Source organism: Streptomyces sp. NPDC054783 (assembly GCF_053611725.1).
In genome coordinates this window covers 1-18027 of the sequence record NZ_JBSHAY010000059.1, presented here as the reverse complement: position 1 = coordinate 18027, position 18027 = coordinate 1, and the positions used below count along the sequence as shown (strand labels likewise).

Annotated in this window: 16 protein-coding genes and 3 pseudogenes; 8 read left to right on the top strand and 11 right to left on the bottom strand. The window is 68.9% G+C overall.

From position 1 onward, the window contains the following. Nucleotides 1-871: 871 nt before the first annotated feature. Nucleotides 872-1924, top strand: coding sequence for a PP2C family protein-serine/threonine phosphatase (locus ACWGJ5_RS44315; protein ID WP_453315278.1), 1053 nt, complete (start codon nucleotides 872-874; stop codon nucleotides 1922-1924). A 161-nt stretch (nucleotides 1925-2085) separates the two neighbouring features. Here ACWGJ5_RS44315 and ACWGJ5_RS44310 read toward each other — a convergent pair whose 3' ends face one another. Further along, entirely contained in the window at nucleotides 2086-3222 is a 1137-nt protein-coding gene (locus ACWGJ5_RS44310) for an ABC transporter substrate-binding protein (protein ID WP_453315277.1), read from the bottom strand. Nucleotides 3223-3706: 484 nt separating this feature from the next. After that, entirely contained in the window at nucleotides 3707-4264 is a 558-nt protein-coding gene (locus ACWGJ5_RS44305; protein WP_453315276.1) for an LCP family protein, read from the bottom strand. A 338-nt stretch (nucleotides 4265-4602) separates the two neighbouring features. Between ACWGJ5_RS44305 and ACWGJ5_RS44300 the strand changes: the two genes are divergently transcribed. Further along, nucleotides 4603-5757, top strand: coding sequence for a PP2C family protein-serine/threonine phosphatase (locus ACWGJ5_RS44300; protein WP_453315275.1), 1155 nt, complete (start codon nucleotides 4603-4605; stop codon nucleotides 5755-5757). A 24-nt stretch (nucleotides 5758-5781) separates the two neighbouring features. On the opposite strand, the gene ACWGJ5_RS44295 is transcribed toward ACWGJ5_RS44300, so the two are convergent. Further along, the gene (locus tag ACWGJ5_RS44295) at nucleotides 5782-6621 is read right to left on the bottom strand and encodes a recombinase family protein (protein WP_453315274.1); all 840 of its coding nucleotides are present in this window, start codon (nucleotides 6619-6621) and stop codon (nucleotides 5782-5784) included. Between the two features lie 271 nt (nucleotides 6622-6892). Next, complete coding sequence (locus ACWGJ5_RS44290; protein WP_453315273.1) at nucleotides 6893-8026, bottom strand: FAD-dependent oxidoreductase; 1134 nt, start codon at nucleotides 8024-8026, stop codon at nucleotides 6893-6895. 148 nt (nucleotides 8027-8174) lie between these two features. Between ACWGJ5_RS44290 and ACWGJ5_RS44285 the strand changes: the two genes are divergently transcribed. Continuing rightward, complete coding sequence (locus ACWGJ5_RS44285) at nucleotides 8175-8942, top strand: TetR/AcrR family transcriptional regulator (RefSeq protein ID WP_453315272.1); 768 nt, start codon at nucleotides 8175-8177, stop codon at nucleotides 8940-8942. A gap of 42 nt (nucleotides 8943-8984) precedes the next feature. On the opposite strand, the gene ACWGJ5_RS44280 is transcribed toward ACWGJ5_RS44285, so the two are convergent. From ACWGJ5_RS44280 to ACWGJ5_RS44270, 3 genes are read right to left on the bottom strand one after another with little or no spacing between them, the layout of a single operon-like run. Next, the gene (locus tag ACWGJ5_RS44280; protein ID WP_453315271.1) at nucleotides 8985-9164 is read right to left on the bottom strand and encodes a hypothetical protein; all 180 of its coding nucleotides are present in this window, start codon (nucleotides 9162-9164) and stop codon (nucleotides 8985-8987) included. A gap of 38 nt (nucleotides 9165-9202) precedes the next feature. Beyond that, entirely contained in the window at nucleotides 9203-9742 is a 540-nt protein-coding gene (locus ACWGJ5_RS44275; protein WP_453315270.1) for a PaaI family thioesterase, read from the bottom strand. 45 nt (nucleotides 9743-9787) lie between these two features. Next, entirely contained in the window at nucleotides 9788-10084 is a 297-nt protein-coding gene (locus tag ACWGJ5_RS44270; protein ID WP_453315269.1) for a putative quinol monooxygenase, read from the bottom strand. Between the two features lie 114 nt (nucleotides 10085-10198). Here ACWGJ5_RS44270 and ACWGJ5_RS44265 point away from each other — a divergent pair, with 114 nt between their 5' ends. Both ACWGJ5_RS44265 and ACWGJ5_RS44260 read left to right on the top strand, forming a co-directional pair. Further along, nucleotides 10199-11176: a GlxA family transcriptional regulator gene (locus ACWGJ5_RS44265; RefSeq protein ID WP_453315268.1), complete on the top strand. Its 978-nt coding sequence runs from the start codon at nucleotides 10199-10201 to the stop codon at nucleotides 11174-11176. A 118-nt stretch (nucleotides 11177-11294) separates the two neighbouring features. Further along, nucleotides 11295-11816: pseudogene (locus ACWGJ5_RS44260) on the top strand (transposase); the annotation flags it as partial. 425 nt (nucleotides 11817-12241) lie between these two features. On the opposite strand, the gene ACWGJ5_RS44255 reads toward ACWGJ5_RS44260, so the two are convergent. Further along, nucleotides 12242-13714 (bottom strand): FAD-dependent monooxygenase, encoded by a 1473-nt coding sequence (locus ACWGJ5_RS44255; protein WP_453315267.1) that lies wholly within the window; start codon nucleotides 13712-13714, stop codon nucleotides 12242-12244. 100 nt (nucleotides 13715-13814) lie between these two features. After that, nucleotides 13815-14207 (bottom strand): nuclear transport factor 2 family protein, encoded by a 393-nt coding sequence (locus ACWGJ5_RS44250; RefSeq protein ID WP_453315266.1) that lies wholly within the window; start codon nucleotides 14205-14207, stop codon nucleotides 13815-13817. Between the two features lie 118 nt (nucleotides 14208-14325). Here ACWGJ5_RS44250 and ACWGJ5_RS44245 point away from each other — a divergent pair, with 118 nt between their 5' ends. Continuing rightward, complete coding sequence (locus tag ACWGJ5_RS44245; protein ID WP_453315265.1) at nucleotides 14326-14781, top strand: MarR family winged helix-turn-helix transcriptional regulator; 456 nt, start codon at nucleotides 14326-14328, stop codon at nucleotides 14779-14781. Between the two features lie 392 nt (nucleotides 14782-15173). Here ACWGJ5_RS44245 and ACWGJ5_RS44240 read toward each other — a convergent pair. Further along, nucleotides 15174-15581 (bottom strand): annotated as a pseudogene (locus tag ACWGJ5_RS44240) (SOS response-associated peptidase family protein); the annotation flags it as partial. Between the two features lie 311 nt (nucleotides 15582-15892). Further along, entirely contained in the window at nucleotides 15893-16369 is a 477-nt protein-coding gene (locus tag ACWGJ5_RS44235; RefSeq protein ID WP_453315264.1) for a winged helix-turn-helix transcriptional regulator, read from the bottom strand. 156 nt (nucleotides 16370-16525) lie between these two features. On the opposite strand from ACWGJ5_RS44235, the gene ACWGJ5_RS44230 reads away from it, so the two are divergent. Both ACWGJ5_RS44230 and ACWGJ5_RS44225 read left to right on the top strand, forming a co-directional pair. Continuing rightward, complete coding sequence (locus tag ACWGJ5_RS44230) at nucleotides 16526-16966, top strand: DUF4442 domain-containing protein (RefSeq protein ID WP_453315263.1); 441 nt, start codon at nucleotides 16526-16528, stop codon at nucleotides 16964-16966. A 590-nt stretch (nucleotides 16967-17556) separates the two neighbouring features. Continuing rightward, nucleotides 17557-18027: pseudogene (locus tag ACWGJ5_RS44225) on the top strand (hypothetical protein); the annotation flags it as partial.

Sequence of the window (18027 nt, the reverse complement as noted above, 5' to 3'; positions counted from 1 at the left end):
AAGGTGCGGCTCCAACCGCGCCCACTCGACGTCCGAAAGATGCGATCCACCGGCCGGGCACTGGCACGTCCTGGGACCCCGCCTCCGCCCGGTTGCGTGCCCTGCAAGCCGCCGCCCGCTGCGCCCGGACTGATGCCGAGGCGTCCCCCGCCGTTTGACCGGGCAGCCGCCGCATCCGCCGCTCGGCCCGGATCTCGCCCGCGATCCGGTCATGGCCGTCGCCGGGCTGGCACACGCAGAACTCACGCTGCACGCCCTGGTCCTTCACCAGGCCGAGGCGTGGGAGGCCGCAAGCTGCACCGGCACCCGGCGACGGGGCAGCACCTCGACGAGGTGGCCTCGTGTCTCGTCGTGGCCTTGAACGCACCGGCGGAGGTTTTGAGGAGAGCCGACCGCGTCGCCACGCCTTCTCCGCGGTCTTCGCGTCACGCCCACCACGCCGAGGCGGCCACAGACGGACAACGGTGCCACTGGCCGGTCGACACCGTCGTCGATGCGGCGAACGTCCTGAGCCAAGTGGCAGAGCACCTCATTGAGGCCGCTCCCGGTGATGACCGGGCGGAACGGCGACGCGGATGAATGCAGCCCCGCGCCTGCTGTAGGCGGCGACGGGGCAGACCACCTGGGTGCGGGCAACGCGCCGTCAATGAGCCGTGCTCAGCGTAGTCAACATCGACGGATCCACCGAGATCGGCTCTCTGATGGACGACATCGTCCGCGACGGCGCCCGGCGATAAAATGCCCAGATCGGTGGCCTCTCTTCCGGACTAGGCGGTCGCTCTGTGCGACCTTGGGGAGTGGCACGGTGGCGAGGTCTCCTGACGAACGCGGGGTCACACACAGTGCTGGTGCGCGTGGCAGGTTGCTGCCCTTGCTGCCTGCCCTGCTGCTGACCATCGGCTTGGTCGTCGGCCTGTTCACACCCCGCGATGTCAGGCCGGATGCGTTCCTGGCCACGGCCATGGTTTCCGCCGCCGCGCTGCTGCCGCTGTGGGGGACCGTACTCATAGGAGTGGGCGCGTGCGCCGTCTTCGTCGGCCTGATGGTGGACTTCAATGATGTGCGGGATGCGACCGCCTACTCCGAGCTGGCCTCCCTCGCGGCGATTGCGGCATTCGCCGTCTTCTTCAACCGCCTGCTTGGCCGACGCGCCGATCAGCTGGGTCAAGTCCGTTCAGTGGCTGAGGCCGCCCAGCTGGCGGTGCTGCATCCGGTACCGCGACACCTCGGGCAGGTCACGCTGGAGAGCTTGTACCTGGCCGCCGCGGCGGAAGCCAGGATCGGCGGCGACCTGTACGAGGCCATGGACACCCCGCACGGCGTACGGCTGCTCATCGGCGACGTACGCGGCAAGGGCCTGCTCGCGATCTACACGGCCGCGACGCTGCTCAGCGCCTTCCGCGAGGCCGCCCACGACGCGCCCGACCTGCCCCACCTCGCATGCCGCCTGGAGACGAGCATGAGCCGGTACGCCTCCCAGTACCCGAGGGTTCCGGGCTCGGAGGTCGCTGAGCGTTTCATCACCGCTCTGCTCGCCGAGATCCCGGACGACGAACCGGTCGTCCGAACCGTCACCTGCGGCCACCCGCCGCCGCTGCTGCTGCACCGCGGCGAGGTCCGGGAGCTTCAGCCCGCCGCTCCCTCGCCGCCGCTCAACCTGGGCATGCTGGTGAGCGAGGGCTATCACGTCGACCTCGCCCCCTTCCACCCCGCGGACCAGCTCCTGCTGTACACCGACGGGGTCACTGAGACGCGCGACCGCTCTGGTGCCTTCTACCCCCTGGCCGAACGCATCCGCTCATGGAGCGGCGAGGCGCCCGACCAGCTCCTCGACCATCTCCACCGCGACCTGATCGCTTACAGTGGCGGTCGGCGCGACGACGACATCGCCGTCCTCGTCGCCTGGCGGCGCCCGAGCCGCTGAGCCTGAGATGAGGCTCTGACACGTCCAGGCGCGACCTGGGTCGGCCAGTCCGAACTCGGACTCAGGCCGACGGTGGAGGCACGGTGTCGGCGTCCGAGTGAGCGGCCCTGCCAGAGGACCGAACTGCGGCCCATCGACGGGTAGCCTCGGCCGACTGCCGGTCAGCCGCGGACCGCCGTCGCCCAGCCTTGGGTGACGGTCGCCTTGGCCTTCTCCAGTTGCGCGTCCGTCGGGAACTGCGGCGTTCCCTCCACGGTCGGCAGGCGCTCGGCGGCGGTCTTGTCCAGGGTGCCGTCCCTCTGCATGACGTCCATGAGAACCGGGCGGGCGTAGCCGTGGAGCCGGAGGTTCTGGCCCTCCGTGCTGAAGAGGTACTCCTGCCACAGGCGGGCGGCCGCCGGGTGTGGGGCGTGTCGGTTGATCGCCTGTGCGTAGTACTGGGCGAAGCTGCCGTCGAAGGGGATCGCAACCTGCCAGTTCACGCCCTTGTCGCGGAGTTGGTCGGCGTAGCCGAGGTTGAGGTAGTCCCAGTTGATGCTGATGGGTGTCCGGCCGGCTGCGATGGTGGCTGAGGTGGACGGGAGGGGGTTGAAGTTGCCGGTCTTGTTCAGCTTGGCGAAGAAGTCGAGGCCTGGCCGGATGTCGTCGAAGGACCCGTTGTTCGCCAGCGCGGCCGCGTAGACGCTGGCGAAGGCGGACGCCGCCCGGGTCGGGTTGCCCTCCAGCGCGACCATGCTGCGGTACGCAGGCTTCAGCAGGTCGGCGAAGGTCTGGGGGCAAGGCTTGGCGCGGTTGGCGTCGCAGCCGATGGAGACGTAGCCGCCGTAGTTGTTGTACCAGCGGGCCTGTGGGTCCTTCTGGTCGTCGGGGATCACGTCGTATGCCGCGACCTTGTACGGCGCGAGCAGGTCCTGCTGCGCCGCCGCCCGCGCGAAGGTGTCGCCCACGTCGATCACGTCGGGGGCGGCCGACCGGTTTCCGCCGCTCCTGAGAGCGTTGACCTCGTCCTCGCTGTGCGAGTACGGGGCTTCGACGGTGACCTTGATCCTGTACTTCTTCTCGAAGCTGTCGATCAGGCCGCCGTAGTTGGCCCAGTCGCGCGGAAGCGCGATCGCGGTGAGTCTGCCCTCCTTCTTCGCCGCGGCGACCAGGGCGCGCATGCCGCCCAAGTCCTCCGCGGAGGTTGCCGCCGACGGCTTCTCCGGCCGGTCGGTCGGCGTGCCGCAGGCGTTCAGGCACAGTGCCGCAAGGGTGAGGCAGCCGAGAGCAGCCGCTGCTCGGGCACGGGGTGCGGTCACGACGGCTCCAAAGGATGCGGACGGCGTGATCGTGGAGTTCGGGCGCCTCGGGGGACTTCGCGCGGTACCAGCGACCGCGTCGAGTTGTGGTCGTCCAGGCCAGCGTACCCACGCCGGATGGTCGCTCAGGTAGGAGAATCTGCGCAGCCAGGGCGAGCTCAAGGAGCAGGCCACCGATTTCGACATCCCCGGCCGGTCCGGCCGCCGGAACCGGCGGGGCCGCTTCCTATCTGTCTTCTTTGACCTGGGCCGGAGCCGTACGCAAGGGAAGAATTGCGCCACAGCCTCGGCGTGGGTCGCCTGGCCTGGGCCGTACTGGATGAGTGTGACGGGGTGGTCCTTGCGGCAGCCATCCTCGCCAGTCAGCGCCAGGGCAGGGTGACGGTGAGCGACTGAGCGCCGCCTCTGTGAGGGGGAGGAGGTTCGCCGGGGAGATGCCGTTGCTCTTGACCCTCCTGAGGAGAGCGGCGACGAGTGCCTGCTGTCACTTGATGCAGCCGATGCCGGTGCCGTCGCCGATGTCCTGCCGGACGTGGACGTGGCCGAAGGCCGCCTCTCCCGTCGGTGTCCGGATGCCCTGATGCGAAAGGAGACCGCCACGGGTGGCGCGGTCGGGGTCGAGGTCTTTCTGGTAGAGGTTCTGCGGTACGCATACACTCCAACCGCCGACCGCCTCTGTCAGATTCGCGAACGCTTCGAAGCCGACGACGACCGTGTGGTCCACCCGGAGCCCAGTCAGCTTCTCGATGATGTTCTGGGTGCAGGCCGGATTTGCTTCGGGGGACTTGTCGGGTCGCGGTGCGCTCCAGGAGCCGTCGGACAGGCGGCACGGCGGGAAGGGTGGCCAGCGTGTCCCGGGGATCGACATGACGAAGGCGTGCCGGTGGTCGCCCTCGGCGTGCAGCAAGAACGCGGTGTCGGAGCGGCCCAGGCCGTCCTTGCTGCCCCCGCCCGGCGTACTAGTGCCGTCCGCGCGCGTCGGACCCGATGACCAGGACGTTCTCCTCGTTCTTCGCTCCGCCGCCCGGCCGGGGAGACGCATGCCGCATCGAACGTACCGATACCCCCGGTCAGAACTGGACAGATCCGGCCCACCGCGGCTGTGGCCAGCACCAGCAGAGACAGACACACGGCCATGGGCCCACGCGGGTAGGGTGCCGCGGAGCGCCTGTCGGGAAGGCCCAGGGCTGGTGCACCACTCGTAGTGCGCGGTGGGCCAGGCTTTACATGGGTGCCGGGAAGACACCGGTTCCCGCGCTGTCAGTCGAACTTCCCGCAGCCCAGCCACAGGCCCGATCAGTGATGGCAGTAGGCCAGCGAGGTATCACGAGGGGCATCGCAGGGAAGCATGGACGGCCGAAGAGGGCGTAAAAAGGGCATATGCCTGCGAGAGGTCAATTGGAGGACCGCTTCCTTCAGCCGCGCGCGGAGCGCGGGCTGCTGGTGATCGCGCTTGCACTGATCGTGGCCATCACGGTGACCGACATCGGCATCGGGACCAGCGTTCATCTGGGTCCCTTGCTGGTCATCGCACCGACCCTGACCGCCTCCTTCGCGGGTCCGCGGCTGACCGCTCTGGTCGGGGCTCTGGCGGAGGTCGCTCTGCTGATCATCTCCATATTCCACGGCGGACTGACCACGACCAACCACGTGGCGCAGCTCATCGCCTTGGCCGTGCTGTCGGCTCTGGTGGTCTTCATCTGCTACGTGCGGGAGCGGCGTGCCCGGGAGCTGAACCGGGTCCGGTCGGTTGCCGAGACGGCGCAGCGGATCCTGCTGCGGCCTCCACCCCGCCGGATCGGGCCCTTGCGGGTGGCCTGGCTGTACCTGGCCGCCGAGGACGAGACCCAGATCGGGGGCGACCTGTTGGCGGTCGTCCGTGCCGACCACGCCTGCACCCGGGTGCTCATCGGCGACGTTCGAGGTCACGGCCTGGCCACCATCGGCGAGGCAGCGGTGGTGATGGGTGCGTTCCGTGAAGGCGCTCACCGGTATGCCTCCTTGCCCGAACTCGTCACCGCCGTCGAAGACAGCGTCTGCCGAAACCTGGACGAGGTCGCCGACACCGCGCACGACCCCGGCGAGCACTTCATCACCGCCATCATGCTCGACATCCACGATCAGGGCCCAGAGGCTGAGATGCTCAACTGCGGTCATCCGCCGCCCCTGCTGGTCCATGGTGATCAGGTGACCGTCTTGAACTCCCGTCGGCCCGCGCCCCCGTTGGGCCTGTGTGCCCTGTGCGTAAGGGACGATCGCACCGACTCGTTCACCTTGGAAACGGGCGACACGCTGCTGCTCTACACCGACGGCGTGATCGAAGCCCGCTCACCGACCGGAGCCTTCTACCCACTCGCCGAACGGGTCGCCGCCCTCTCCGGCTCAAGCCCCGACGCCCTGCTGCACCACATTCACCGAGACCTGCTCGCGTACACCGGCGAGCAACTCGACGATGACGCCGCCCTCCTGGTCATCGATCGTACTCCCTCACATCACCGCCACCGATCGCATCTCACGGCCCATTCCAGCGGATGACCGCCACACAAAGCCCGCTGACCGTCACCCTCGTCCTTGCCATGTGGCGCACTGGAATGTTTCGGCCATGGAGGACGTGGCGCTGATGCGCAGTGTGTAGCCCTGGCCGCGCCGTACGGTCACGCCCTGGTCGAGCGCGGCCCGCCCGGCCTCGTCCAGTTCGGCGGCGCGGAGGAATTCGGCGACCTCGCCCGGCATGTCGAGGGTGACCGGCAGTTCCGGGGCCGGGGTGGTCTCGTGGTCGGCCGCGGTGTGTTCGGACATGAGGTCGGCGACGGCCGTGCGGACGGCGCCTCGGCTGACGCCGCGCTCGCGGGTCAGGGCGGCGATGGAACGGCCGTCCAGGTATGCGGTGGGCACGGCGTCGGTCTTGTCGGCCTTGATGGCCGGGCGTCGGCCGCCCTTGTTGCCCTCGGCCTCCGCGACCCGGAGCCCGTCGTAGGTGAGTTCGCGCTGGAGGCCGCGCTGGAGTTGGCCGGCGGCGAGGGTCTGCACCATGAACTTCACGGCGGACAGCGGCTCGCCGGTGCGCGGGTGGCGGGCGGTGAGGTCCGTGGCGGAGAACGCGCCGTCGTGGATGCGCAGGGCGAGGCGGTCGCGGTTCAGGACGTCGAGCACGTCGAGAATGTGTCCGGTGCCGCGCACGAGGCGGAACGTCTCGCAGATGTGCACGGTGTCGCGCGGCCGCGCGTAGGTGAGCAGTTCGCCGAACTTCGGCCGTTCCAGCGCGTGGAGGCGGCTGGAGGTGCCGGTCCGTACCTCGAAGACGACCGGGTCCTCGATCCCGGCCTCGTCCAGGACGAGGTTCTGGCGGTCGGTCGACTGCTGGTCGGTCGAGGCCCGCTTGTAGACCAGGTTGGCCATGCCACTCCCCGTTCTGGTGGTCGCATTCGGCCCTGACTGTCAGCAAACCCCTGTCATCATCCGCCATCGGATTCGACTGGATCCGCGCCGCCAACAGGCCTCGAAAAGTCCGGGTTCATTGAACGCGTGCGGCACCTGTCCTCATTCGTTCGTTTGACGACAGAGCGGCCGGTCAGGGGAACCCGGCTGGCGACCATCTACAGGGAGGCCAGCCGGAACACGCCGGAAACGTGCGGTTCGGCCTTGAGGGTGTGGCTGGGAGGTTCTGAACCTATGCCGGCTCGGGTCGGTCCGGGTTCGGGACGAAGGCGGGTAGCGCGGCGAGGCTGTGGCGCACGGCCTCGCCGCCGTACTCGAACATCTGCCGCTCGTAGTCGCCGACCGCGCCGATGAGGTCTTGGCGGCGCTCGACGGCCTCGATCAGGCAGCGGCGCAGCAGGTCGGCGTCGCGCAGGGCGGTGTTCGCACCGTTGCCGCCGGTCGGGGAGGTGGCGTGGATGGCGTCGCCGAGCAGCGTGACCGGACCGGGCGCCCAGCGCTCACCTGGCTCGACCACCCCGATGGACAGCGGGGTGCTGTTGTCCGGGTCGGCCTGCTCGATGAGCGCCTGCAGGTCCGGGTGCCAACCTTTCATCCTGGACAGCGCGGCCTCCTGTGCCGTCAAGGTGCCGAGAGAGCCGTTCGGCGGGAGGATCATGGCCCAGCGCACGTAGTCATGGATGTCAGGGAGCGTTACTTCGGGTGCCAGTTTCTCCGCCGCTTCCTTTGGCGGAATGGGGAACCGCATGGCCCCGAGCAACAGACTCACTCCGCCCCCGACGATCTTCCCGCCGTAGGCCCGGGACAGGCCGGCGAACTGCTCCGTCAGCGGCGTGCGGCCGATGACGAACCGAACGCCGGTGTCTGTCGGGGTGGTCTGCGGCGTCAGCACCTGGCGCACCGCGGAGCCGACCCCGTCCGCCCCGACGAGCAGATCAGCGGTTGCCGGATCGCGTTGCGCGAACCGGGCTTCGACCCTGCCGTTGTCCAACACGTCGTAACCGGTCAGCTCGGCCCCGGTGTGCACAGTGAGTCCGGTCAGCAGCAGGTGCCGGAGTACTTGCCGGTCAACCACGATCCCGCTCCTGGCAGGGCCGAGTTCGCCGATCTTGTTCAGCTGGGCGTCCAGGGCCAGTCGCTCAACGTGGGCGTCACTGACGACCGCGTCCAGCAGTGGGTGCCAACGCTGTGGCAGACAGCTACGCAGCGCCTCGGATCCGACCCGATCCAGTACGAGCCGGTACCCCTGAAATCGTGCGGTGATCGCTGGGTCCCGCTCGTACACGTCGGCCTCGATCCCGGCACCACGCAGACCCTGTGCCAAGCACAGACCTCCCAGACCGGCTCCGACCACGGAAACTCGCATCGCACACCTTCCTGAACAGACTGTCCGAACCCTGCTCAGGTACCGGGGCAGGGTATACCTCGAACCAGACGGAAACGAACTTAGTTCTGCAATTACGATCTAAGTTCTACGAGGCGAACTTAGATCGTGTCAAGGTATGGTGACCGGTATGCCCTCCGATCCCCGACAACGCCGAGCCGCTCGCCATGCCCAGCCCGCTGGGGAGCCCGTAGCGGCGCGACCACGCAAGAAGCCCATCACGGTCGACCGGATCACCGACGCCGCCCTGCAGGTCGTGGCCACCGAGGGCTACGACGCACTGACCATCCGTCGAGTCGCCGCGCTGCTCGGTACCGGGCCGTCGTCGCTGTACGCGCACATCGTCAGCAAAGAGGACATCGACGATCTCCTCGTCGGCCGGCTCTGCTCCGAGGTCGTGCTGCCCGAACCGGACCCGGCCACGTGGCGCAAGCAGGTCCTCGACGTGTACGCGCAGATCCGCGACCAGTACCTGAAATACCCCGGAGTCTCCCGTGCCGCGCTGGGCGTAGTTCCGACCAACCTCTCCACGTTGCGGGTCAGGGAAGGGCTTCTGGCGATCCTGCTCGCCGGCGGAATCGAACCGCAGACCGCCGCCTGGGTGCTCGATGCCATGTCCCTCTACGTCAGCGCCTACGCCTTGGAGCAGTCGCTGGTCCAGCAGCGGCGCAGACACGCGGACCAGGAATGGGTCCTTGGCCGCGAGGAGCTGATCCGCCGGTTCACTGCGCTGCCGGCCGACATGTTTCCGCAGACCCGACGCTATGCCGCTGAGCTGACCTCCGGCACCGGACACGACCGGTTCGAGTTCACCCTCGGCCTGATCATGGACAACCTCACCCAGCCCCAGCCCCAGCCCCAGCCCCAGCCGACACCGGCATCCGACACCGCCGGGTGAACGCCGCCGCCCGAGCCGGGGCTGTACCGGTGTCACTCCCGATCATGGAAGTAGCACCTGATGAGTGACGTGACTGCCTCGGTTGAGGCGGAAGGGGCCGGCCAATGGAGATTGCTCCAGATACCAGCCGCCCCTGGTCATCGCCCGGCCCACGTAGACGACGTCGGCATAGTGCGGGTCGTCCCGGTGGCCTTTGAGGTTGACGACCGTCGTACGGCTCATGGTCCTGCTTCTCTCGGTGGTTCTGTCGGGCAGACGGTTCAGGAGGCGCCTTGGTCCGGTCCTGCGTTCGGCGGTGTGAGGATTGCGCAGGTGGTCGTGGCATGGGCGTACAGCTTGCCGCCGGTGGTGTCGGTGACACGGGCTTCAGCCGTCGCCGTGGTCCGGCCGACGTGGACGGTGGTCGCCTCGCACCTCAGCCGAGGAGTATGCGCGAAGACCGGGCGCACCATGTGCACGTTGAGCTGCATGGTGGTGTAGGCGATGCCCCTGGGCAGTACGGTGGCGATCGCACAGCCCAGGGCGGAGTCGAGCAGCGTGGCCACGAAGCCCCCGTGGACGGTCCCCATTGGGTTCAGCAGGTGCTCGCCGGGATCGCTTTCGAACGCTGCTGTGCCCTCGCCGACCTCCACCAGGTGGAATCCGAGCGTGCCGGCGATGGGCGGCTCGGGAATCTCCTCTTTGAGGATCTTCTGGAGCAGTTCCAGGCCGGTCAGATCGCCTGCCTCGGTCCAGGGAAGGGGCTGCTGCCAGGTGTGGGTCCGGGAGCGCAGCTCGTGAGGGTTCGTGGTCGCTGTCATGGGTGTTCTCCGTCTCCTCGCTCGGATGTGGTGCGCCGATCTCCGTCAGGAGGTCTTGACTCCGAGCAGGTCCACGGGGGTGATGACCGGAGCTGAGCTGAGCATGGTCTCGGCGGCGCCCATGAGCGCGGCGGCGATCTTGCCTTCCAGGTGGCCCTGGCGCCCCTGCTCGTCGTCGAACGTGTCGAACACCCCGAAGGTGGTGGCGTCTTGGCGGAACGAGAACCAGGTCACCGTGTGCTGCTCCTGCTCGGCCAGTGCCACCGCGTCGCGCAGCATCGCCTCGACCTTGTCGGCGTACTCGGGCTTGGCCTCGATACGCGCCAGCAGACCGATCTTCATCGTGGTCACTCCTCGTGTGGGAAAGTCGCCGGATCTCCGGCACACAGCGAACCTACGTCGCTGATCAGTGACCACATCAGTGGCGGAAACGACATCATTGATATTGTTTACGTCATGAAGGTAGCGGTTCTCGTCTACGACGGGGTGTTCGACTCCGGACTCGCGGCGATCCTCGACGTGCTGGACGGCGCCAACGCGATGGGCGAGGAGGCCGGCGCGATGGGCGAGGAGATCTGCGAACCGCCGTCTTGGAACGTGACCACGGTCGGCCTCCATCCCCAGGTGCGCACCGGAGCCGGACACCTGGTCGCCACCAGGCCCCTCGCGCACGCCGAGGCGGCGGACCTGCTGATCGTCCCCGCCCTGGCCGAACGCCGCCCCGCTGCGCTGCTCGACCATGTCGCCGGTGACCAGTTGCTTCCCGTCCGGAACCTGATCGCACAAACCCGTGAACGCGGTACGGCCATCGCCTCGGCCTGCACCGGAACCTTCCTGTTGGCCGAGGCGGGAGTCCTGGACGGCCTGCGCGCGACGACGACCTGGTGGCTGGCGCCGGTCTTCCGCGCAAGGTACCCGGGGGTCCAGCTCGATCAGAGCCGGATGGTCATCGCTTCGGACGGCGTCACCACCGCAGGTGCGGCCTTCGGACACGTCGACCTCGCCCTGGCGATCATCCGGGCGGGAAGCCCCGCGCTGGCCGACCTGGTGGCCCGCTACCTGGTGGTTGACGAACGCCCTTCACAGTCCGCCTACACCATCCCCAGCGCCCTGGCACAGAGCGATCCCACGGTCGCGGCCTTCGAACGCTGGGTCCGCGAACGCCTGGCCGAGCCCATCAGCATCCCCGAAGCCGCCAAAGCCGTCGGCGTCAGCGACCGCACGCTGCAACGCGCCGTCCAGCGCACCCTCGGAACCTCCCCCATCCGCTTCATCCAGGACCTGAGGATCGAACGGGCATCCCACCTGCTGCGCACCACCGAATTGTCCCTGGAGGCGATCGCCCGGAAGGTCGGCTACGAGCACCCCAACACCCTGCGTGTGCTCCTTCGCGAACGCACCGGCAAGTCCACCACGGCCCTTCGGGGCATCTGACCAGTCCCTCTGAGCTGTGGCTGTGCGTGCGTCCGTAGCAGCCGGCAACGCGGCCTTGGCCGCGCAGAGGGGGGCAGGAGCACGACCGCGGCCGGGACCGTCGAGGTGAAGGCGCCGCTACCGCGAATCCTCCGACTCCTGGGCCGACTTGCTGCGGGACTGCCGACGACGGGGCATGCGTGCTCCCGTCCTCGCGGTCGGCGACGGCGCCCTGGGCTTCTGGAAGTCCCTGGCCGAAGCGTTCCCCGCCACCCGGCACCAGAGGTGCTGGGTTCACAAGATCGCCAACATCGCGAACGCCCTGCCGAAGTCCGCGCAGCCCGGCGCGAAGAAGGCCCTGCAGGACATCTACAACGCCGAGGGCCGCGACCACGCGCTCACTTCCCCCGCCGAGCACTGGATCCACCTGCGGACCACGAATCCGATCGAATCGACCTTCGCCACCGTCCGGCTGCGGACCAAGGTCACCCGCGGAGCCGGCAGCGCGGCCGCCGCCCTGGCCGTGGTCTTCAAGCTCGTCGAGTCCGCCCAGCAACGGTGGCGGGCCGTGAACGCACCCCACCTCGTCGCCCTCGTCCGCGCCGGAGCCCGCTTCGAACGCGGCCACCTCCTCGAACGCCCCGAGCCCGCCGCGGCATGACCGCAAACTTCACCGGACCGAGGGCCGCCCACCCCGATCTGTGGTGGGACCGGGGTGGGGCAGTGCCGGCGTCGGCCTACGACCAGCCATCGAAACACGTCGAAGCGCCGCAGTCATCGTTGCCGGAGGCCGACTCGGTTGCCATCGGGATCGTGGAACACGGCCATCTTCCCAAGTCCGGGAATCTCTAAAGGGGGAACCGCGCAGCTGCCACCGAGCCCCTTGGCCGGTTCGAAAGGCGCCTGCCGAGCGTCGCGGGGTCCATGGGCTGTCCGGCCCAGCGCCCGGGGGTTCCCCGACTTGCGATGCACATATGGATGGGGATACCCCCCGACTGGAGGCTGGGGGCGCCGCGCGCTGATCCGGCCTGATCCGTGAGAGAGGGCCGCCGAGCGGGGCCGGTGGGTGGGCTCACCGAGCGGCGTTCAGCGGCACAGGGTGCGCAGGGTGGTGAGGCAGTCCGCGGCCCGGCGCTGCGGGTCGGTGTCGGTGCTGGCCCAGGCGATCCGGGCGTCCGGCCGGATGAGGACGGCGGTGACGTCCCGCCAGATCGGATGTGCCGCTTCGGCGTTGACGGTTCCTGCCCGCTGCTCCAGGCCATCCGCGGGGCACGGTGTCGGGCTTCCGCCGAGGTCCAGCAGTAGTGGTCGGCCGTGGTGCATCAACGGGTGGGCGGTGGGCACGCCGGCGGTGTCCAGGGCGAGGCCGGCCAGTCGGGTGCCGTTCAGCGGGTGCGCGCCGGGTTTGGTGTCGGCGGGGAGAGGGTCGTCGAATCCGGCGATCCGGCGGGCCCACTGGCGGTTGGTCTGCGGTTCGGCCAGGGCGGCGGACCAGACCTCGCGCAGCGCGATCTGCTCCGGGCTCGCCGCCGCAAACAGGGCGAGCTGCGCGCGGGTGTTGTCGATGACGGCGCGGGCGGCCGGCCCGCGATCCGTGTCGTAGCTGTCGAGCAGTCCGTCGGGCGCCCGGCCCTGGAGGGTGGCGGCCAGCTTCCAGCCCAGGTTGGTGGCGTCCTGGATGCCGAGGTTCATGCCCTGCCCACCGGCCGGGAAGAACATGTGCGCCGCGTCCCCGGCCACCAGCACCCGTCCGGCCCGGTACCGTGCGGCCCGGCGGGTGGCATTGCCGTAGCGCGAGAGCCACCGGGGGTTGCGGATGCCCAGGTCCCGTCCCAGCAGCGTGCGGGTCTGCTCGCGTACCTCCTTCAGGGTCAGCGGTTCGCCGGTGCCGTGGTGCATGGTGGCCGTGGAGAGGCCCGCCAGTCGGTGGATGCCGTCGCCGATCGGGGCCGCCAGGAACGAACCGGCCGGTCCGGTGGCGGCGAGTGGTGCGGTGGGCGGATCGTCGAGTTCGACGTCGGCGAGCCACCCGGTCAGGGTGGTGTCCTGGCCGGGGAAGTCGATGCCGGCCGCTTGGCGCACCGCGCTGCGGGTGCCGTCGCAGCCCACCACCCAGCGGGCATGCGCGGTCCGGTGGGTGCCGCCGGCGCGGATCACCACCTCGACGGCGTCCGGCCCCTGGGTGAGTGAGACGATCTCCTCCCCGCGCAGCACTCGGGCGCCCACGGCGACGGCGTGCTCCTCCAGGAGCTGTTCGGTCACGGACTGACCGAGCGCCAGCATGAACGGGTACACCGCCCCGACTGTGGAGAAGTCCAGCCGGGTGGTCGCCGCGCCGAAGTGGCCGGTCGGCACCGGGGTGCCGCGTTCGATGAACCGCTCCGCGAGTCCGCGGGTGGCGAAGGTGTCCAGTGTGCCGGCCTGCATGCCGACCGCGCGCGACCGCCCGTCCGGTGCCGCCCGGCGTTCCACGACGGTCACCTCCACCCCGTGCAGGCGCAACTCCGCGGCGAGCCAGAGACCCACCGGGCCGGCCCCGGCGATGAGCACGTCGAGCACGACAACCACTTCCTCTCACTTTTCGGATGATGCGCCATGACGGCGGCGCGCCGATGCGCTGGGACAGGGGCGGCCTCGTGGCTCAGGGGGGCAATGTGGCTCAGCGGGCGCTGCCGAGGTTCCGGTCGGCGTCGGCGCCTTCGAGCATGAGGGTGGTCTCCTCGATGCGGCGGAAGCGGCCGTCGGGGGCGAACTCGCCGAAGAGGTAAACCTCCATGCGGACGGTGGAACCGTCGGTCTTGAGGACCTCCATCGTGTGGCGGTCTGCGTAGCGGTCGCCAGAGAAGAGTTCGTCGTGGACCTCGACCGAGCCGCCGGCGACGACCGTGCGCAGGTGGGCGATGTGGGCGAGGAACTCGGTGCGGTCGTCCCAGCTTCCGTCGGTGCGCTGGCGGTAGTCGGGGGCGAAGTGCCGGTCGGCGGCCTCGTCGAGGTCGAGGCCCGGGGTGAGGAGCAGGTCGGTAAGGGCGGTGCGGACGTCGGTGCGGTTCATGGGGATTCCTTCGGTTCGGCGCAGCAGTGACCCGCCGCACATCGGTCGGAGATGCGTGCCTTGAGCACGCTTATCAACGTACCGGAAAAGCGTGCGCTACGCACGCTAATCTGGAGGGGTGAACAACTCGACGGGACACGACATCGCCGATGCACTGGGCCTGCTCCTGCGGCGGAGCACTCGCGCCCACCTCTACACCCAGCTGACCGAGGGGCTGGGGGAAGCGGTCGACGACCTCACTTACCCGGTCCTCAGCGGCCTGGCCCGGACCGGGGCGTGCAGCGCCGCCGACCTGGGCCGTGAGATCGGACTGGACCGCACCACCGTGACCCGCCGCGCCGACCGACTGGAGCAGGCCGGCCTGCTCCAGCGCCAGCCCGACCCGGCCGACGGTCGCGCGACCCTCCTCGCGCTCACCGAGCAGGGTCACAACATCGTGTCGGTCACCAGACAGCGACTGGCGGCCGGCATCGAGTCCTCGCTCGCCACCTGGCCCCAGGCGGAGGCCCAAGCCTTCGCACGCCAGCTGCGCCGCTTCGTCGACGAGGGCCCGTTCGCCGCCGAACGCCACTGACGGCCACCGGCGCACCCGGCCGGACGGTTCGGCGTGCAAGCTCGGTATTCATGCACAGATCCGGCGGTATTTCACTCCGGCGAAGACATGCTGTTGCCATTCTCCTTGGGTCACCTGCCGTGCAACGAGGACGACGCAAGTTTCTGTCGACGCAAAGGGACGGATGCAGCGGTACAGACGGTCAACCCATCCACAGGTATTGACAATTGCTCGCCTGCAGGCTGCTGAGGTCTTCAGGCCGGGTGACGTCATGGCGGGGCTGGGATGAGTCCGGTCTCGGTGATGAAGCCTTCGAGCAGGCCGGGCTGGTACTGCATGGCAGTCTCGACGCCGAGCCAGTCGGAGACGGTCGGGATTTCGGCCAAGTCGATGAATGGCGAGGCGGGGGTGCCCTTGCGGACTTTGCCTGTTGCCGGGTCCTTGGCCTGGACCCATTTGCAAAAGCCGTCGGCCGGCAGCAGGCATCGGCGCTTGACGAACGCGCGGTGGAAGGCGGGCTTCTCGTGCACGCTCTCCACCCGCGCGTTGATCATCCGGGCGCCGACCTTCACATCCTTCGCCCATGATGGCACCAGGCCCCAGCGCAGCGGCCGCAACTCGCGTTCCACCTACCCTTCAACGCGCTCTGCGCCGCGGCTGGTGCGCTCGAGAACGGCCCACACGTCGTTGGTCGGCGCGGCGTTCCAGTTCGGGGCGAGGGTCTCCTCAGGCCGCCAGTCGGTGACGTGGAGGAGCCCTGCGAGGTCCTGCGGGCTGCGAGGAGCGAAGGCAGGACGCTGGCGACGCCTTCGTGAGTTCAGCCGAAGTGCGAAGTTGGTTCACTTGTTGATCCAGAGCGGGTCGTGGCTCGAGCCGTAAATATTCTCCCGCGGTACTGCTGTGGCGAGATCATAGAATTCGATGCCCTGCGTGCACTGTAGGGAATCGTCGTGTTTTTGTACCTGTGGAGTACATGGAACCTTGTTCACGTTGCCCATGTGGCATGCGGTGACGAATACACCGTTGCTGCGCTCCTGCACGACCTTGTCATCGCGGAAGGTCTGTGAATAAGATCCCGAGACGCAGATCCAATTGTTCACACCAACGAACGACGACTTACCGGCGCAGGACGCTAGCTCGCGATGGTCAGGGGCCGCGCGGACGGGCCGGGCCTGCGTACGGTCTCGTCCACGCCGGAGAGGCGGTGACCTGCGTCGCAGACGTAGGCGAGGCCGACGGGATGCCCGCAGCCGACGTGCTCGCTGATGACCGCCGGCCCCTCGGGGTCGGCGAGATGCTTGTCGCCCCACTGGCGCAGCGCGGTCAGCACCGGGATCGCGTCCTTGCCCTTCTCGGTCAACGTGTAGAGGTAGCGGCGGCGCTGGGCGTGTTCCTGGTAGGGGACCTTCGCCAGCACACCCCTGGCCACCAGAAGGTCGAGGCGGTCGGCCAGGACACTGCGTGAGACGCCCAGGTGGCTCTGGATATCGGCGAAACGGTCGACCCCGCGCAGGACCTCTCGCAGGACCAGTAGCACCCAGGGCATGGCCAGGATCTCCAGGCTGCGCCCGATCGAGCAGTTGCTGGGGTCCTGGTCGATGTACTCCACGCTGCCAGGGTACCCGGCTGGATTTCCAACCGAATCCAGCTGTTACTCTCCAGTAGACATCTGGGTTCGAATGGCGAACTCAAGTGGTTTCCGTGGAGTCCGTCCACGAGCAAGCCCGCCCCGACAGCACTGAGACCTGACAGAAGGAAGATCGCCATGCCTTCGATCGCCGAGCTGCTTCCCGCCACCGTGCCGATGGTGCGCACGCTCAACCTCGCCGTCGACGAGGCCACTGCCACCCGCGCGGTGCTGCGGATGCCCGACCAGGCCGAGTTCCACAACCACATCGGCGGCCCGCACGCGGGAGCGATGTTCACCCTCGCCGAGTCCGCCAGCGGCGCGATCGTCCTGGCTGCCTTCGGCGACCAGCTCACCCGCGCCACCCCGCTGGCCGTCGAGGTCCGCCTCGCCTACAAGAAGCTCGCCATGGGCGAGGTCACCGCCACCGCGGAGCTCGGCCGCCCGGCCGCCGAGGTCGTCGCCGAACTCGACGCCGGCCGGCGCCCGGAGTTCCCCGTCGAGGTGACGATCCGTCGCCCCGACGGCGAGATCACCGGCGAGATGACCATCACCTGGACGCTGAAGCCCAACCGCTAGGCGAACCGTGCCGTAGGACGCGACCCGCAGCCCGATGGGATCCCGGAGCCACCTCCCGCACCCCATCGGGCATCCGTCGGGTGCCCTCGCGCACGATCTCGTCGATCAGGGAGCCGGTCTCGGTGGAGCCGTCGGTGGTGAATACGCTGAGCGCCGGCGTGGATGCACACGTCGGCCCGGACCAGGTGCGTTCGATCCGCAGCCAGCGACGGCGTGCGTGGACCGCGACTCCCGGGACTGGCTGGTGTCGGCGTGTAGGGCCCGCTGGCGTGTGCCCACCGATCGCTGGGGGAACGCCGAATCCGGACCCGGTGCGCACTGACTGTGGAGCCGGTTGTCGTGCACTGCGCCGTATGCTGCCGAGCAGACCGGCCACGCTTGGTAGTCGCAGATGGCAGATTCGCCGCCGTGTGCTCGATCGTTCCACCCTGGTGCTCGCCTCGACGTGAGCAGGAAGAGGTCGGACCGCGCCGGGCCCCCTGGCGACCCGGCGAGTCATCTGTGCGGTCCTGCTGCTGCCCCGCCTACCGGGTCCCGTAGATTCCGGGCGAGGGCCTGTCCAGGGTTCTCCGGAGTGGGGGTGGTCATCGGTGACTGTGGAGTCGATAGCGGCGAAGGCGGCGCCGAAGTCGCTGGTGTGGCAGGGCGACGAATTGGTCTCCGGGGTCGGGGGCGGGCGGCGCTGGGGCCGCGACGGGCTGGAGCGCAAGTCGCCCTTCGCGTGGAGTTTTCCGTTCGATGCCGGGACCACTTCGGTCTCAGGGCTGTACTCCGCGGTGTACCAGGAGCGTGGCACCAAGGGGGTATTGCTCGAAGGAGAACGGGTCGTGCGGGAGCTGAACCGCAGCTACTACCGTGCGCCGGACTACGACTACCCGCTCGCCCTGGGCAAGTTGGGCGACGGACGCGAGGTCGTCGTGCACTGCCCCGAGAAGTACAACGTGCTCCAGATCGAGGACGCGGCGAGCGGCGAGCGGCTGACCGCCGGCAGCCGCGAGCCGGAGGATTTCTTCCATTCCAGGCTGAGCCTGAGCCCGGACGGCCGCTACCTGCTCTCCGTC

Bases quoted from the DNA above. Each gene is read 5' to 3' on its own strand.
- ACWGJ5_RS44305 (WP_453315276.1), bottom strand. From the start codon at position 4,264: ATGCGTCTCCCCGGCCGGGCGGCGGAGCGAAGAACGAGGAGAACGTCC.
- ACWGJ5_RS44300 (WP_453315275.1), top strand. From the start codon at position 4,603: ATGCCTGCGAGAGGTCAATTGGAGGACCGCTTCCTTCAGCCGCGCGCG.
- ACWGJ5_RS44295 (WP_453315274.1), bottom strand. From the start codon at position 6,621: ATGGCCAACCTGGTCTACAAGCGGGCCTCGACCGACCAGCAGTCGACC.
- ACWGJ5_RS44290 (WP_453315273.1), bottom strand. From the start codon at position 8,026: ATGCGAGTTTCCGTGGTCGGAGCCGGTCTGGGAGGTCTGTGCTTGGCA.
- ACWGJ5_RS44285 (WP_453315272.1), top strand. From the start codon at position 8,175: ATGCCCTCCGATCCCCGACAACGCCGAGCCGCTCGCCATGCCCAGCCC.
- ACWGJ5_RS44280 (WP_453315271.1), bottom strand. From the start codon at position 9,164: ATGAGCCGTACGACGGTCGTCAACCTCAAAGGCCACCGGGACGACCCG.
- ACWGJ5_RS44275 (WP_453315270.1), bottom strand. From the start codon at position 9,742: ATGACAGCGACCACGAACCCTCACGAGCTGCGCTCCCGGACCCACACC.
- ACWGJ5_RS44270 (WP_453315269.1), bottom strand. From the start codon at position 10,084: ATGAAGATCGGTCTGCTGGCGCGTATCGAGGCCAAGCCCGAGTACGCC.
- ACWGJ5_RS44265 (WP_453315268.1), top strand. From the start codon at position 10,199: ATGAAGGTAGCGGTTCTCGTCTACGACGGGGTGTTCGACTCCGGACTC.
- ACWGJ5_RS44250 (WP_453315266.1), bottom strand. From the start codon at position 14,207: ATGAACCGCACCGACGTCCGCACCGCCCTTACCGACCTGCTCCTCACC.
- ACWGJ5_RS44230 (WP_453315263.1), top strand. From the start codon at position 16,526: ATGCCTTCGATCGCCGAGCTGCTTCCCGCCACCGTGCCGATGGTGCGC.